Source organism: Kitasatospora sp. NPDC022785, from assembly GCF_055561295.1.
On record NZ_JBVHHB010000007.1, the window covers coordinates 273,561 to 288,439 of the forward strand.

The window sequence follows — 14,879 nt, forward strand, 5'->3', positions numbered from 1 at the left end:
CTATGTCGGAGTCGTCGCACAGATCACCGCGAGCCGTCAGCCGCGCGAAAGACACACCGTCAAAAGGGACTTGGACTCGGACGGCTCGTCCGTCGGCGCTGACCGGCAAGCGCACGGCTATCCGGCGGCCAGTCGCTCGGTCAGCCGCTCGCGTGCGGCGGGCCACTCGTCGGCGAGCATCGAGAAGTAGGCGGTGTCCCGCCAGACCCCGGTGGCCCGCCGCTTCTCCCGGCGGTGGATGCCCTCGTACTGGGCGCCGAGGCGCAGGATCGCGTTGCGCGAGCGGTCGTTGAGGGCGTCCGTCTTCCAGAACACCCGGCCCATGCCCAACTCCTCGAAGGCGTGCACGAGCAGCAGCAGCTTGGACTCGGTGTTGATCGCCGTCCGCCAAGCCGACCGGGCGTACCAGGTGCCGCCGATCTCGACCAGCTCGTCCTCCGCCTTGAACGCGTAGTACCCGGTGACGCCGACGGCGCGCCCGCTCGCGAGGTCGATCACCGCGAACTTCACGGCGTTCCCCGCCGCGACCTCGGCGAGGCGGATGTCAAGCATCGCGCCGAGCTCCTCCTCCGTCGTCGGCGCACTGAACGGGATCCAGCGCCAGACGTCGGGGTCGGGGCCGACGCTGGCCCAGAGGTCGGGGAGGTGGTCCCGGCTCAGCGGCTCCAGGCGGACGTGGCGGCCGGTCAGGGTCACGGGTGCAGGAAGCTTCGCAGTCATGATCCCGAACGTAGCGGCACTCTGCACTAGATGCAATGGGTTATTGCACTAGTGCAGAGTCCGGAGGTCATGAAAGAGGCCCTGCGGGACGCAGTGTCCCGCAGGGCCTCTCGATCACGCAGCCTCCGGCTCGGCGGAGGCTCGGCCTCAGATGAACGAGTTGATCTCGATCGTCTCGGTCCGGCCCGGGCCGACGCCGATCGCCGAGATCGGCGCGCCGGACATCTCCTCCAGGGCCTTCACGTACGCCTGCGCGTTCTTCGGCAGGTCGGCGAAGGTCTTCGCCTTGCTGATGTCCTCGGTCCAGCCCGGCAGCGTCTCGTAGATCGGCTTGGCGTGGTGGAAGTCGGACTGGTTGTACGGGAGCTCCTCGACGCGCTTGCCGTCGATCTCGTACGCGACGCAGACCGGGATCTGCTCCCAGCCGGTCAGCACGTCCAGCTTGGTGAGGAAGAAGTCGGTGAGGCCGTTGACCCGGGTCGCGTAGCGCGCGATCACCGCGTCGAACCAGCCGCAGCGGCGGTCGCGGCCGGTGGTGACACCGCGCTCGCCACCGATCCGGCGCAGGGCCTCGCCGTCGGCGTCCAGCAGCTCGGTCGGGAACGGGCCCGAGCCGACGCGGGTGGTGTACGCCTTCAGGATGCCGATGACCCGGTCGATCTTGGTCGGGCCGATGCCGGCGCCGGTGCAGGCGCCGCCCGCGGTCGGGTTCGACGAGGTCACGAAGGGGTACGTGCCGTGGTCGACGTCGAGCAGGGTGCCCTGGCCGCCCTCCAGCAGGACGACCTTGCCGGCCTTCAGCGCCTCGTCCAGGACGAGCGTGGTGTCGGCCAGGAACGGCTTGATCTTGTCCGCGTAGCCGAGGTACTCCTCCAGCACCAGCTCGGCCGGGATGGCGCGGCGGTTGTAGAGCTTGACCAGCAGCTGGTTCTTGTCGTGCAGCGCGGCTTCGATCTTCTGCTGCAGGATCGACTCGTCGAAGAGGTCCTGCACGCGGATGCCGACGCGGTTGATCTTGTCCGCGTAGGTCGGGCCGATGCCGCGGCCGGTGGTGCCGATCCGGCGCTTGCCGAGGAAGCGCTCGGTGACCTTGTCCAGGGTGCGGTGGTACGGCGTGATCAGGTGGGCGTTGCCCGAGATCAGCAGCTTGGAGGTGTCGATGCCGCGCTCGTTCAGGCCGCCCAGCTCGGAGAGCAGTACGCCCGGGTCGATGACGACGCCGTTGCCGATCACCGGCGTCACATTCGGGCTGAGGATGCCGGAAGGGAGCAGATGCAGGGCATACTTCTGGTCGCCGATGACCACCGTGTGACCGGCGTTGTTGCCGCCCTGGTAGCGGACGACGTAGTCGACGGAGCCACCGAGGAGGTCGGTCGCCTTCCCCTTGCCCTCGTCCCCCCACTGAGCGCCAACGAGCACGAGTGCCGGCACAGGCGTACACCCCTTCCGGTTGGGGCATCCTGCGTAGGCCGCAGTCTGCCCCGAGATAGACGAAGCCCCTGGCGCAATAGCGCAAGGGGCTCTTGCACCGAGAGATTACCTGAGGAAGGACCGGTCGTGTCGTCCCTGTCCACGCCTGCAACCGGCGGCCCCGAGCCGCTCCTGCTGCTCCTCGACCCGGCGGCCCGGCAGACCGACGGCGAGTCGGTGCGGATCGCGAAGGACGTCCTCTGCGGAGGTGCGGACGTCAAGGTGGCGTATCCCGAGAGCCCGTCCGAGCTCGACCGGGTGCTTTCGCACCGGGGTCGGCGACGACCGGTAGTGATCGGTTCCGATCTTGCACTGCAACGGGTGCTCCAGGCCCTGTACCGCCAGCGTGAGCTGGGAGCGGACCCGGTGGGCATGGTTCCGGTGGGCCGGGCGAACGAGCTGGTGGCGGCCCGTGCGCTGGGCGTTCCGGGGGAGCCGGTGCCGGCGGCGCGGGCGGTGCTCTCGGGCGTGCCGCGCAAGCTCGACCTGCTGGTGGACGACGGCGGCGGGGTGGCGCTCGGCGGGGTGCGGATCTCCGGGAGCGGCGCCCGCCGGGTGGTGGGCCGGACGGGTGGCTGGCGTTCGCTATGGGCGAAACTGGCTGCGGCCGAGCAGGGGACCTCGCTCACCTCCGAAGCCGGAGCGACCGGAGCGACCGGAGCGGCCGGAGCGGCCGGAGCGGCCGGAGGTGCCGGGGGCACCGGCAGGGCCGAGCACAGCTCCCGGCTCCGCATCGAGGCGGACGGAAAGCTCCTTGCGGACGTCCACCGCCCGGTCCGGGTGGTCCAGGTGACCCTGCCGGCCGGAGACGCGGTCGGCGCCGGCGTGATGGAGATCGTCGTCCGCGCGCCGGGCGCACTGGTGCGCGCCCGGGCGGCGAGCGTCTCGGTGGTCGGGCGCGGGTTCGGCTACGAGGCCGACGGCCACCCGGTGGGCCCGGTCCGCGCCCGCACCTGGACGGTCCACCCGGGCGCCTGGGGGCTGCTGCTGCCCGCGGTCTGAGCCTGGACGGAGACCGGGTGAGCAGGCTCACGTTCCCCGCCGTTCACCTGCGCGCCGTCCGCACACGGAACGCGCCGGAGACGCACCGGCAGCGCACCAACGGGCGCGAACCGCAAGGCCAAGCGCCCCTCGGCCGAATTCCGCCCTCCCGAAATCCGCACCGGGTAAGGGGTTTTGTCTACGCGCGTTGCCAAAGGATCGCCCAACAATCCCGGCCGCCCGGGTTCCGGAAGCCTGTGCCAACTGCCCTAGACTCGAAGGCGTGCCACGTGGTGACGGAAGACTCAACCACGATCTTCTTCCCGGTGAGAAAGGCCCCCAGGACGCTTGCGGCGTCTTCGGTGTCTGGGCTCCCGGCGAGGAGGTCGCCAAGCTCACGTTCTTCGGCCTTTACGCCCTGCAGCACCGCGGTCAGGAATCCGCGGGCATCGCAGTGAGCAACGGCTCCCAGATTCTCGTCTTCAAGGACATGGGACTTGTCTCCCAGGTCTTCGACGAGGCCTCCCTGGGGTCGTTGCACGGGCATATCGCCGTCGGACACGCCCGCTACTCGACCACCGGTTCCTCGGTCTGGGAGAACGCCCAGCCGACCTTCCGGGCGACCGTTCACGGTTCGCTGGCCCTCGGGCACAACGGAAACCTGGTGAACACCGCCGAACTGGCGGCCATGGTCGCCGAACTCCCCGGCGAGGAGCACGTCTCCCGCTCGGGCCGGACGGCCGCGACCAACGACACCGACCTGGTGACCGCCCTGCTCGCAGGCCACCCGGACCTCTCCATCGAGGAGACGGCCAAGCTGGTCCTGCCCAAGGTCAAGGGCGCGTTCTCGCTCGTCTTCATGGACGAGCACACGCTCTACGCCGCCCGTGACCCGCAGGGCATCCGCCCGCTGGTGCTCGGCCGGCTGGAGCGCGGCTGGGTCGTCGCCTCCGAGACGGCGGCGCTCGACATCTGCGGCGCCTCCTTCATCCGCGAGGTGGAGCCCGGCGAGCTCATCGCCATCGACGAGAACGGCATGCGGACCTCCCGCTTCGCCGAGGCCAAGCCCAAGGGCTGCGTCTTCGAGTACGTCTACCTGGCCCGCCCCGACACCTCCATCGCCGGCCGCAACGTGCACCTCTCCCGCGTGGAGATGGGCCGCAGGCTGGCCGCCGAGGCGCCCGTCGAGGCCGACCTGGTGATAGCCACTCCGGAGTCCGGCACGCCGGCCGCCATCGGCTACGCCGAGGCCAGCGGGATCCCGTACGGCTCCGGCCTGGTGAAGAACGCCTACGTGGGCCGCACCTTCATCCAGCCCAGCCAGACCATCCGCCAGCTCGGCATCCGGCTCAAGCTCAACCCGCTGCGCGAGGTCATCCAGGGCAAGCGCCTGGTGGTCGTGGACGACTCGATCGTCCGCGGCAACACCCAGCGCGCGCTGGTGAAGATGCTGCGCGAGGCCGGCGCGGCCGAGGTCCACATCCGGATCTCCTCGCCGCCGGTGAAGTGGCCCTGCTTCTTCGGCATCGACTTCGCCACCCGCGCGGAGCTGATCGCCAACGGCATGACCATCGAGGAGATCGGCCGCACCCTCGGTGCGGACTCCCTCTCCTACATCTCGATCGACGGCATGATCGAGGCCACCAAGCAGCCGAAGGACCGGCTCTGCCGGGCCTGCTTCGACGGGGAGTACCCGATGGAGCTGCCCGACCCGGCGCTGCTCGGCAAGCTCCTCCTGGAGGCCGAGATCAAGGGCAGCCAGCAGCCCCCGGCGGTCCGCGGCAAGCCGACCAGCGGCAGCGACCTGGACGGCGTCCAGTCCCTGCTCGGCGGAGCGGGCGCGGCCGACGCCCTGCGCCGCCCGTAACGACCCGACGGTGGGGTCCCGGAACCCGGGGCCCCACCGCTGTTCCATCCCCCTGACCCACGAGGGCACCAAGACCCGCGGGGGCACAGACCCGAAAGGGCCGCACCGCAGTGACCACGAACCAGAACGGCGCCACCTACGCCGCCGCCGGCGTCGACATCGAGGCGGGCGACCGCGCCGTCGAGCTCATGAAGCAGTGGGTGAAGAAGGCGAGCCGCCCCGAGGTGGTCGGCGGCCTCGGCGGCTTCGCCGGACTCTTCGACGCGTCCGCCTTCAAGCGCTACGAGCGGCCGCTGCTGGCCTCGGCCACCGACGGTGTGGGCACCAAGGTCGCCATCGCCGCCGCCATGGACAAGCACGACACCATCGGCCACGACCTGGTCGGCATGGTCGTGGACGACCTGGTCGTGTGCGGCGCCGAGCCGCTGTTCATGACCGACTACATCTGCGTCGGCAAGGTCGTGCCGGAGCGGGTCGCCGCGATCGTCAAGGGCATCGCCGAGGGCTGCGCGCTGGCCGGCTGCGCCCTCGTCGGCGGCGAGACCGCCGAGCACCCGGGCCTGCTCGGCCCGGACGAGTACGACGTCGCGGGCGCCGGTACCGGTGTGGTCGAGGCCGACGCGCTGCTGGGCGCGGAGCGCGTCCGGGCCGGCGACGTGGTGATCGCGATGGCCGCCTCCGGCCTGCACTCCAACGGCTACTCGCTGGTCCGCCACGTGCTGCTGAACGAGGCCGGCTGGAAGCTGGACCGCAAGGTCGAGGAGTTCGGCCGCACCCTGGGCGAGGAGCTGCTGGAGCCGACCCGGATCTACTCGCTGGACTGCCTGGCGCTCACTCGGGCCACCGAGGTCCACGCCTTCTCGCACGTCACCGGCGGCGGCCTGGCGGCCAACCTGGCCCGGGTCATCCCGGACGGCCTGCACGCCCGCCTGGACCGCGGCACCTGGACCCCGCTGCCGGTCTTCCAGACCGTCGCCGAGGTCGGCAAGGTGGCCACCCTGGAGATCGAGAAGACGCTCAACATGGGCGTCGGCATGGTCGCGGTCGTCCCGCCGCACTCGGTGGACGTCGTGCTGTCGATCCTGGAGGACCGCGGCGTCGAGGCCTGGCTGCTCGGCGACATCGTCGACCGTGCGGACGAGCACGACGGCGGTGCGGCGCTCTACAACGCGTACGAGGGCTTCACGGCGGGCTGAGCGGACCGCTGAGAGCACGGCAAGAGGGCCCCTCCGTCGGAGGGGCCCTCTTGCGCTGCCGGTACGTCGTCCTCGGGCGGACCACCCGCCGGGAACGCCGAAAACCGGCCCCGGCGCCCATGGCGCCCGGGCCGGTCAGGCCAGACTGGGACTACGCGCGGCGGCGGGCCTGGGAGGGCCCGGTGCCCGAATCGGTGTCGTCGTCCTCGTCGTCGTCGGCGTAGCGAGCCGCGTACTCCGCGTAGGGGTCGTCGTCCTCTTCTTCCTCGATCGGCTCAGGCTCGATCGAGGCGGTGGAGGGCGATACGCCCAGCTCGCTGGACAGACGGTTGGCGTCGAACCCGCCGCTGTTGTACTTCAGCTCGCGGGCGACCTTCGTCTGCTTGGCCTTGGCCCGGCCGCGCCCCATGGGTCGACCCCCTCAACGATGGGGCTCACGGCCCCGAGTCTGACACGTGTTCATGATCAAGAGCGGCCTGCCCGAATGGGGAGAACCGTCCCTTGGAGCATTAACGGTACCTGTTTCTGCCGCTGGACGGTACGTCGTCGGTGTGACGTGGCGCGCACCGGCTGCACCCGCGACCGGGTCGTCCCAGGTCAGGGGAGGTTTTGCGGCGTTTTGCACGCTGTCCGTAGGTGTCTCAGGTCCGTCGTTCCGGGATCGATTATCCCCCCTAGGGGGGCTTTGGATCACCCGATCGGGCGCAGAAGTGAGAATCCGGTTCCACATTGTGATGCGCGGGGGGCGACGCCCCTCCTGCCCGACGGCGGGCCGGAAGGGGGACCGCCCCCCGCGCATCACCGGACGGCTCTGCCGGATCAGGCGCGGCGGGCGCCGGGCAGCAGCACCGAGCGGAGCGCACTGATCTCGCGCATCCGCTTCTCGGCCAGGCGGTCGGCCGCGACGGCCGGCGGGACGCCGTCGGCGGCGGCCCGGGTGAAGATCTCCAGGGTGGTGTCGAAGATCTTGGTCGCCTTGTTCTTGGCCCGCTCGAAGTTGAAGCCCTCGATCTCGTCGGCGACCTGGATCACGCCGCCCGAGTTCACCAGGTAGTCCGGGGCGTAGAGGATGCCGCGGTCGGCGAGGTCCTTCTCGACGCCCGGGTGGGCCAGCTGGTTGTTGGCCGCACCGCAGACCACGGAGGTGCCGAGCTCGCCGAGCGCGGCCACCGAGCTGTCGGTGAGGGCGCCGCCGAGCGCGCAGGGGGCGTAGACGTCCAGCTTGGCCTGGAGCAGGGCGGCGGTGTCGGCGACCACCTCCACCTCCGGGTGAGCGGCGCGCACGCGGTTGACGGCGGCCTCGGAGACGTCGGTGACGACGACGGTGGCGCCGTCCGCGACCAGGTGGCCGACCAGGTAGTGGCCGACCTTGCCGACGCCCGCGACGCCGACCCGCTTGCCGCGCAGGGTCGGCTGGCCCCAGCGGGCCTGGGCGGAGGCGCGCATGCCCTGGAACACGCCGAAGGCGGTCAGGATCGAGGAGTCGCCGGCGCCGCCGTTCTCGGGCGAGCGGCCGGTGACGAACTCGGTCTCGCGGGCGATGACGTCCATGTCCTGCACGTAGGTGCCGACGTCGCAGGCCGTGATGTAGCGGCCGCGCAGGGACTCGACGAAGCGGCCGTAGGCGCGGAGCATCGCCTCGTTCTTGTCCTTGTTCGGGTCGCCGATGATGACGGCCTTGCCGCCGCCGAGGTCGAGCCCGGCGAGCGCGTTCTTGTAGGACATGCCGCGGGAGAGGTTCAGCGCGTCCTCCAGTGCCGCCTCCTCGGAGGCGTACGGGAAGAAGCGGGTGCCGCCGAGGGCCGGGCCCAGTGCGGTGGAGTGGATGGCGATGATCGCCTTGAGTCCGGAGCTGCGGTCGTGGCAGAGGACGACCTGCTCGTGGCCGTCGCCGGGGGCGCCGTCCTGCTCGGTACGGAAGATCCTGCTGAGCACACCGGGTGCGGGGTGCGTGGCGGATGCGGTCTGTACGTCGGTCACTGTGGTGACTCCAGTATCCGAGGCCCGCTGCTGTGGTGCGGGCGCCTAGGGCGAAGCGTAGTCGCGAGGTGGCCGGGGATCTGCCCCTTCTGTCCGAGCCCGGGGCGGTTGTCCGCGTGGTGAGACGGGGGCGTGCGGCGTGCGTCCGCGAACAGCTCCCGGCCGGAGGCCTCCCGGGGGAGGGCCCGTGCGTGCGACGATGCAGAACGTGACCGTCGTACGCACCTCCGTACTTCCGCCCTACGCCGCCCACCTGCGGGTCTACGAGCCGCTGGCCGCCTACCCGGAGCCGGACCGGGCACGCTGGCAGGCCTACGCGGCGGAGCACGGCCCGGACGCGGCGGAGGCCGGGCAGCCGGTGGCCGCGGCGGTGCTGGAGGAGCAGCGGGCCGCGCTGGCGGAGCTGGTCGGCCGGACGCCGCGGCCGCTGCCGGAGCGGGAGAGCGACCGGGCCTTCGTGCGCTCGCTGGACGGGGTTCTGTACGTCTGCCCGTGGGCGACGCGGCTGCGCAGCTGGCAGGCGCTGGAGGAGCTGCGGACGGGGGCGCCGGTGGCGCTGGTGGACACCGCGCTGCCGCCGGCGACCCGGGCGGCCGCGGAGGCGGACCGGGAGCGCTGGCGGGCCGAGCACCCGGACGCCCGGCCGTGGATCCTGACCAACCGCTGGGAGGTGCCGGTGCGGTGGTTCCTGCCGTTCGGGGAGGAGGACCGCTGCTTCGTGCCGGCGGGCGCGGCGGAGGAGGGGAGCGGGGAGGAAGGGGAGAAGGCGGCGCTGTTCTACCTGACGCCGATGGCGCAGGCGCGCCGGCGGGTGGCCCGGGCGTACCGGGCGCTGCGCGAGGCGGTGCCGGACGGGGAGCTGGTGCGCGGGGCGGAGCAGGTCGGGCGGTGGCTGGAGGAGTTCCACCCGCGCTCGCTGGTGGAGCTGGACTACGGGGGTCTGGTGCATCTGCTGGGGCCGGAGCGGCTGCTGGCGGACCGTTCGGCGGGGGAGCTGGAGGACGGGCTGCGGGCGCTGCGGGCGGGGGACGCGGCGGAGGCGCTGCGGGCGTACGAGGAGCTGACGGGGCGCTGGCGGCGGGTGCTGGCGCTGCGGTACGCGAACTGACCGGGCCCGGGCCCGGGCCCGGTCAGGAGCCCGGGCCGGTGCCTGGGCCGGTGCCTGGGCCGGTGCCGGTGGTGCCTGCTGTGCTGCGGTGCCGGTTGCGGGACCTGCCGCGGTGCCTGCTGCGGTGCCTGCTGAGGGGGCGTCATCGCTGGCCGGGCCGGGTGTCGGTGGTACTTGTAAGACTGGAAGGGTCCTACGGCCCACCCCGCATGACCAAGGTCCTGGTTCGGGTCAATACCTGTCGAACGTGACACTACTCACCGTTGACGCGAACTAACCCCTATGTGCAAAAATGGGACAACCAGCCCAACTTCACGTGAGCGTGCCCACTTTTGGGTGGTTCTGGAACCGATGCGTGCTTTGCGGGGATACGGAGGGTCTGGTCCCCTCGTAACCGGATGTCACTATAAGGTGACTGCCCGTTATGGGGTGGTCCATCGCCATCCGTCGGCCTTGAACCCGTGAGGGGTCAATTTTGGCGGTTTGGTCGATAGGGCTGGACGGATGGTGTAGTTGTAGACACCAGGACAAGCCGTTCGTCCTATAACCGACTCGGCCCGTCTATGCCATTTCGGGCATCGCGGGCCAAGGTGCAGAATTTGAAGGATAGAACCGCCCTGGTTCGGTTCTCCCGAGGAGGCCGCTCATGACCGCTCGTACCCCTGATGCTGAACCCCTGCTGACGCCGGCAGAGGTCGCCACCATGTTCCGCGTGGACCCCAAGACGGTTACCCGTTGGGCCAAGGCGGGCAAGCTCACGTCCATTCGCACCCTCGGCGGTCACCGCCGTTACCGCGAGGCGGAGGTGCGCGCTCTGCTGGCCGGTATTCCCGCTCAGCGCACCGAGGCCTGATAGGCCGAAGGCTCTTTCAAAGGGGCCGCTTACCGGACTCCGCCGGGTCCGGTAAGCGGCCCCTTTGTCGTGCCCGGAGTCCGCGTCCCGTGTGTGCCGGGAGTACGCGCCGGGGCGGCGCCGCCCGTTCCCGTCCGGCCGTCCGGAATGTTGTACTCCGGATAACGGTTTGATGCTTCTGGGGTGGGGGGGATTTACAGTTAATAGCAGTACAATTTTACATATTAAATTAGTGCCCCTCTGGAGGGGGGTCCGCTCGGCCGGTCTCGGGAAAAGATAAGTGACGACGGTCACACGGTCTGTCACTTGTGGTCTAGACCTAGTCCGGGGTAGTGCACGGCCCCCGGCCAAAACGCGAAAGGCCCGGAACCAAACGGTTCCGGGCCTCTCGGCTACGGCGATCCCGACGGGACTTGAACCCGCGACCTCCACCTTGACAGGGTGGCGAGCTAACCAACTGCTCCACGGGACCAGAGTTTTCTGATCCGTTCGCTTTGCTTGCCTGCGCTGCGAACAAGACAGATCGTAGCCCATGGTGGGCCCCCAGGTCGAACTGGCTCCTGAGGGCCCCCGCCCAGCTCAGGGACCACCCTCGGGGACCGGCACGGCCGCCGGTCCCCGAGGGTGGCTCAGAGCGTGGCCCTGGCGGCCTCCATCGCCTTGGTGATCCGCTTCTCCGAGACCGGCGTCGGCGTACCGAGCGACTGCGCGAAGAAACTGACCCGCAGCTCCTCGATCATCCAGCGGATCGCCTTCACCTCCGGGGACGGCTCCTGCCCGGCCGGTACGGCCGCCAGGAGCTCCCCGTACTCCTGCTGCACCTGCTGGACCTTCAGCAGCTGCTGGGCGTCCCGCTGCGGGTGGTTGGGCAGCGCCTCCAGCCGGCGGTCCGCGGCCAGCAGGTAGCGCTTGAGGTCCGTCAGCCGCTGCCAGCCGGTCTCCGTGACGAAGCCGGAGTGCACCAGCGAGGCCAGGTGCAGCCGGATGTCGTTCACCGCCGTCAGCAGCACCGGGCTGCTCACCGACTTCAGCCGGGTCGACGCCTTGTGGAAGGCGATCAGCGCGGTCGCCGTCTTCAGCGTGGTGTCCGCCGAGAGGTCGTAGAGGTCCGCCCGCACCTTGTCGTGCAGCTTGCCGAAGGCCGCCTCGTCCCAGGCCGGGCCGCCGGCCAGGGTCATCAGCCGGTCGGTGGCGCAGGCCACCACGTCCTCGAACATCGCCGGGATCGAGCCGTGCGGGTTGTACGACAGGGCGAGCTTGGCCTGGTTGCCCAGCCGGCCCTGGATCGACTTGGCGGGCGAGGTGGTGGTCAGCATCAGCAGCCGCCGGGTGCCCTCCCACATCGCCCTGCTCTGGGCCTCGGGGGTGTCGAACAGCTTGATGCCGACCGCGTCCCGCTCGTCCACCAGCGCCGGGTAGGCGCGCAGCGAGTGACCGCGCGAGCGCTGCTCGAAGGTGCGCTGGAGGACGGGGAGCGAGGCGGGCCAGGCGGTCAGCCCGGACTGCTCGATGCCCTGGCCGGAGGCGGCCGAGGAGAGCGTCTCCTTCAGCTTGGGCTTCAGCCGCAGCCGCAGCTCCTCCAGGTCCTTGGACTCGGCGAGGTTCTTGCGGCCGTCCACCACCCGGAAGGTCACCTTGAGGTGGTCCGGCACCCGCTCGTCGTCCCAGGCCTCCGGCGGGACGGTGACCGCCGTCAGCCGCTTGAGGATGTGCTCCAGGGTCGGCAGCAGCGGCTCCTGGCGGTCCTTCACCTGGCGCAGCGCCGCCTTGGCGAAGTCCGGTGCCGGCACGAAGTTGCGCCGCACCGCCTTGGGGAGGGACTTGATCCAGGCGGTGACCAGCTCCTCGCGCAGGCCCGGGATCTGCCAGTCGAAGCCCTCCGCGGTGACCTGGTTGAGCACCGGCAGCGGGATGTGGACGGTCACGCCGTCCGCGTCACTGCCCGGCTCGAACTGGTAGGTCAGCTTGAAGCGGAGCTTGCCCTGCTGCCAGTGGTCCGGGTAGTCCGCCTCGGTGACGCCGTCGGCGGCGTCGTTGATCAGCATCGACTTCTCGAAGTTGAGCAGGTCCGGCTGGTCGTGCCGGGCCTTCTTCCACCAGGAGTCGAAGTGCCGGGTGGAGACGATGTCGTCCGGCAGCCGGCCGTCGTAGAACTCGAACAGGGTCTGGTCGTCCACCAGGATGTCCCGGCGGCGGGCCCGGTTCTCCAGCTCCTCGACCTCGCTGAGCAGCTTGCGGTTCTCGCCGAAGAACTTGTGGTGGGTCTCCCAGTCGCCCTCGACCAGCGCGTTGCGGATGAACAGCTCGCGGCAGAGCTCCGGGTCGATCCGGCCGTAGTTGACCTTGCGCTGGGCGACGACCGGCATCCCGTAGAGGGTCACCTTCTCGTACGCCAGCACCGCGCCGGCCTTCTTCTCCCAGTGCGGCTCGCTGTAGCTGCGCTTGATCAGGTGGCCGGCCAGCGGCTCCACCCACTCGGGCTCGATCTTGGCGTTGATCCGGGCCCAGAGCCGGGACGTCTCGACCAGCTCGGCCGACATCACCCAGCGCGGCGGCTTCTTGAACAGGCCGGACCCGGGGAAGACCGCGAACCGCGCGCCGCGCGCGCCGCCGTACTCGCGCTTCTCCACGTCGAACAGGCCGATGTGGGAGAGCAGGCCGGCCAGCAGCGACTGGTGGATCCGGTCGGCGTCGGGCTCGGCGTCCGGATGGGGCTCCTCGATCGTGACGCCGAGCTGCTTGGCGACCGTCCGCAGCTGGGAGTAGATGTCCTGCCACTCCCGTATCCGCAGGTAGTTGAGGAACTCGGCCTTGCACATCCGGCGGAAGGCCGAGGAGGAGAGCTCCTTCTGCTGCTCCCGCACGTAGCGCCACATGGCCAGGTAGGAGAGGAAGTCGGAGGTCTCGGACTGGAAGCGGCGGTGCCGGTCGTCGGCGGCCTGGCGCTTCTCGGTGGGGCGCTCGCGCGGGTCCTGGATGGAGAGCGCGGCGGCGATCACCATGACGTCGCGGACACAGCCGTTCTTGTCGGCCTCCAGCACCATGCGGGCCATCCGCGGGTCCACCGGGAGCTGGGCCAGCTGCCGGCCGAGCGGGGTGAGGCGCTTGCGGACGTCCTTCTCGTCCGGGTCGAGGGCGCCGAGCTCGTGCAGGAGGCTGACGCCGTCCTTGATGTTGCGGGAGTCCGGCGGGTCCAGGAACGGGAAGGCGGCGATGTCGCCGAGGCCGGCGGCCGTCATCTGGAGGATGACCGAGGCCAGGTTGGTGCGCAGGATCTCGGCGTCGGTGAACTCGGGGCGGGAGAGGAAGTCCTCCTCCGAGTACAGCCGGATGCAGATGCCGTCCGAGGTGCGGCCGCAGCGGCCCTTGCGCTGGTTGGCGCTGGCCTGGCTGATGGCCTCGATCGGGAGCCGCTGGACCTTGGTGCGGTGGCTGTAGCGGGAGATGCGGGCGGTGCCCGGGTCGATCACGTACTTGATGCCCGGGACGGTGAGGCTGGTCTCGGCGACGTTGGTCGCCAGCACGATCCGGCGGGAGCTGGAGCGCTGGAAGACCTTGTGCTGCTCGGCCGAGCTCAGCCGGGCGTAGAGCGGGAGGACCTCGGTGAACTTCAGTTTCAGTTTGTTGAGCGCGTCGGCGGTGTCACGGATCTCGCGCTCGCCGGAGAGGAAGACCAGGATGTCGCCCGGGCCCTCGGCCTGGAGCTCCTCGGCGGCCTCGCAGATCGCCTGGATCTGGTCGCGGTCGCGGTCGGCGTCGGTGGAGTCGTCCTCGATGTCGGCCTCGTCGACGATCGGGCGGTAGCGGACCTCGACCGGATAGGTACGGCCGGAGACCTCGATGATCGGGGCGTCGTCGAAGTGGCGGGCGAACCGCTCGGGGTCGATGGTCGCCGAGGTGATGACGACCTTGAGGTCCGGGCGGCGGGGCAGCAGCTGCTTGACGTAGCCGAGGATGAAGTCGATGTTGAGGCTGCGCTCGTGCGCCTCGTCGATGATCAGGGTGTCGTACTGACGCAGCTCGCGGTCGGTCTGGATCTCCGCGAGCAGGATGCCGTCCGTCATCAGCTTGACCAGGGTGTCCGGGCCGACCTGGTCGGTGAACCGGACCTTCCAGCCGACCGCCTCGCCGAGCGGGGTGTTCATCTCCTCGGCGACGCGCTCGGCCACCGTGCGGGCGGCGATCCGGCGGGGCTGGGTGTGGCCGACCAGACCGCGGACACCGCGGCCCAGCTCCAGGCAGATCTTCGGGATCTGGGTGGTCTTGCCGGAGCCGGTCTCGCCCGCCACGATCACCACCTGGTGGTCGCGGATCGCGGCGAGGATGTCGTCCTTCTTCTGGCTGACCGGCAGCTCGGCGGGGTACGTGATCTTCGGAACGGCGGCCCGGCGCTGCTCGACCAGCAGCTCGGCGCGGTCGATGTCACCGGCGATCTCGGCGGCGATCTTCTGGCGCGCGTCGGGCTTGCGGACCCGGCGGGCACCCTCCAGCCGGCGTCCGATCCGCACCTCGTCGCGCAGGGTCAGCTCGGGGAGACGGGCGGCCAGCTCGCCGATGCTGGGCCCCTGGGCGGGGGCGTCGGCGGACTGGACTGCGGGAGAACTCACGGCGGGCATCCCTCTAGGTTCGCAAGGAGATGCGGCGGCGCGCACCTCGGTTTTCGAGCCCCTCCAGTGTCACAGCCGCCGCGGGGGATGTGCGAAC

At 70.4% G+C, this 14,879-nt stretch carries 10 protein-coding genes and 1 tRNA gene; 5 read left to right on the top strand and 6 right to left on the bottom strand.

Annotated elements, in window-relative coordinates:
- Positions 1-117: 117 nt before the first annotated feature.
- Complete coding sequence (locus ACZ3YO_RS14715) at positions 118-720, bottom strand: GNAT family N-acetyltransferase (RefSeq protein WP_465569252.1); 603 nt, start codon at positions 718-720, stop codon at positions 118-120.
- A gap of 147 nt (positions 721-867) precedes the next feature.
- Positions 868-2,151, bottom strand: coding sequence for an adenylosuccinate synthase (locus ACZ3YO_RS14720; RefSeq protein ID WP_396324685.1), 1,284 nt, complete (start codon positions 2,149-2,151; stop codon positions 868-870).
- 126 nt (positions 2,152-2,277) lie between these two features.
- Between ACZ3YO_RS14720 and ACZ3YO_RS14725 the strand changes: the two genes are divergently transcribed.
- The 3 genes from ACZ3YO_RS14725 to purM all read left to right on the top strand — a co-directional run bounded on the left by ACZ3YO_RS14725 (position 2,278) and on the right by purM (position 6,234).
- A complete protein-coding gene (locus tag ACZ3YO_RS14725; protein ID WP_465569255.1) occupies positions 2,278-3,192 on the top strand; it encodes a diacylglycerol kinase family protein in 915 nt (304 codons plus the stop codon).
- 262 nt (positions 3,193-3,454) lie between these two features.
- The gene (gene purF / locus ACZ3YO_RS14730; protein ID WP_396324682.1) at positions 3,455-5,038 is read left to right on the top strand and encodes an amidophosphoribosyltransferase; all 1,584 of its coding nucleotides are present in this window, start codon (positions 3,455-3,457) and stop codon (positions 5,036-5,038) included.
- 110 nt (positions 5,039-5,148) lie between these two features.
- Positions 5,149-6,234: a phosphoribosylformylglycinamidine cyclo-ligase gene (gene purM / locus ACZ3YO_RS14735; RefSeq protein WP_396324681.1), complete on the top strand. Its 1,086-nt coding sequence runs from the start codon at positions 5,149-5,151 to the stop codon at positions 6,232-6,234.
- Between the two features lie 151 nt (positions 6,235-6,385).
- On the opposite strand, the gene ACZ3YO_RS14740 is transcribed toward purM, so the two are convergent.
- Both ACZ3YO_RS14740 and ACZ3YO_RS14745 read right to left on the bottom strand, forming a co-directional pair.
- Entirely contained in the window at positions 6,386-6,643 is a 258-nt protein-coding gene (locus ACZ3YO_RS14740) for a DUF3073 domain-containing protein (protein WP_465546773.1), read from the bottom strand.
- 410 nt (positions 6,644-7,053) lie between these two features.
- Positions 7,054-8,214 (bottom strand): Glu/Leu/Phe/Val dehydrogenase dimerization domain-containing protein, encoded by a 1,161-nt coding sequence (locus ACZ3YO_RS14745; RefSeq protein WP_396324678.1) that lies wholly within the window; start codon positions 8,212-8,214, stop codon positions 7,054-7,056.
- A 187-nt stretch (positions 8,215-8,401) separates the two neighbouring features.
- Here ACZ3YO_RS14745 and ACZ3YO_RS14750 point away from each other — a divergent pair, with 187 nt between their 5' ends.
- Both ACZ3YO_RS14750 and bldC read left to right on the top strand, forming a co-directional pair.
- Positions 8,402-9,322: a DUF8083 family protein gene (locus tag ACZ3YO_RS14750; protein ID WP_465546777.1), complete on the top strand. Its 921-nt coding sequence runs from the start codon at positions 8,402-8,404 to the stop codon at positions 9,320-9,322.
- Between the two features lie 646 nt (positions 9,323-9,968).
- Positions 9,969-10,175 (top strand): developmental transcriptional regulator BldC, encoded by a 207-nt coding sequence (gene bldC, locus ACZ3YO_RS14755; protein WP_014137253.1) that lies wholly within the window; start codon positions 9,969-9,971, stop codon positions 10,173-10,175.
- A gap of 398 nt (positions 10,176-10,573) precedes the next feature.
- On the opposite strand, the gene ACZ3YO_RS14760 is transcribed toward bldC, so the two are convergent.
- Positions 10,574-10,647, bottom strand: a tRNA-Asp gene (locus ACZ3YO_RS14760).
- A gap of 157 nt (positions 10,648-10,804) precedes the next feature.
- Positions 10,805-14,791, bottom strand: coding sequence for an ATP-dependent RNA helicase HrpA (gene hrpA / locus ACZ3YO_RS14765; protein WP_465569259.1), 3,987 nt, complete (start codon positions 14,789-14,791; stop codon positions 10,805-10,807).
- Positions 14,792-14,879: the final 88 nt, after the last annotated feature.

Coding starts and splice junctions, on each gene's coding strand:
- ACZ3YO_RS14715 (WP_465569252.1), bottom strand. CDS start 720: ATGACTGCGAAGCTTCCTGCACCCGTGACCCTGACCGGCCGCCACGTC.
- ACZ3YO_RS14740 (WP_465546773.1), bottom strand. CDS start 6,643: ATGGGGCGCGGCCGGGCCAAGGCCAAGCAGACGAAGGTCGCCCGCGAG.
- bldC (WP_014137253.1), top strand. CDS start 9,969: ATGACCGCTCGTACCCCTGATGCTGAACCCCTGCTGACGCCGGCAGAG.
- hrpA (WP_465569259.1), bottom strand. CDS start 14,791: ATGCCCGCCGTGAGTTCTCCCGCAGTCCAGTCCGCCGACGCCCCCGCC.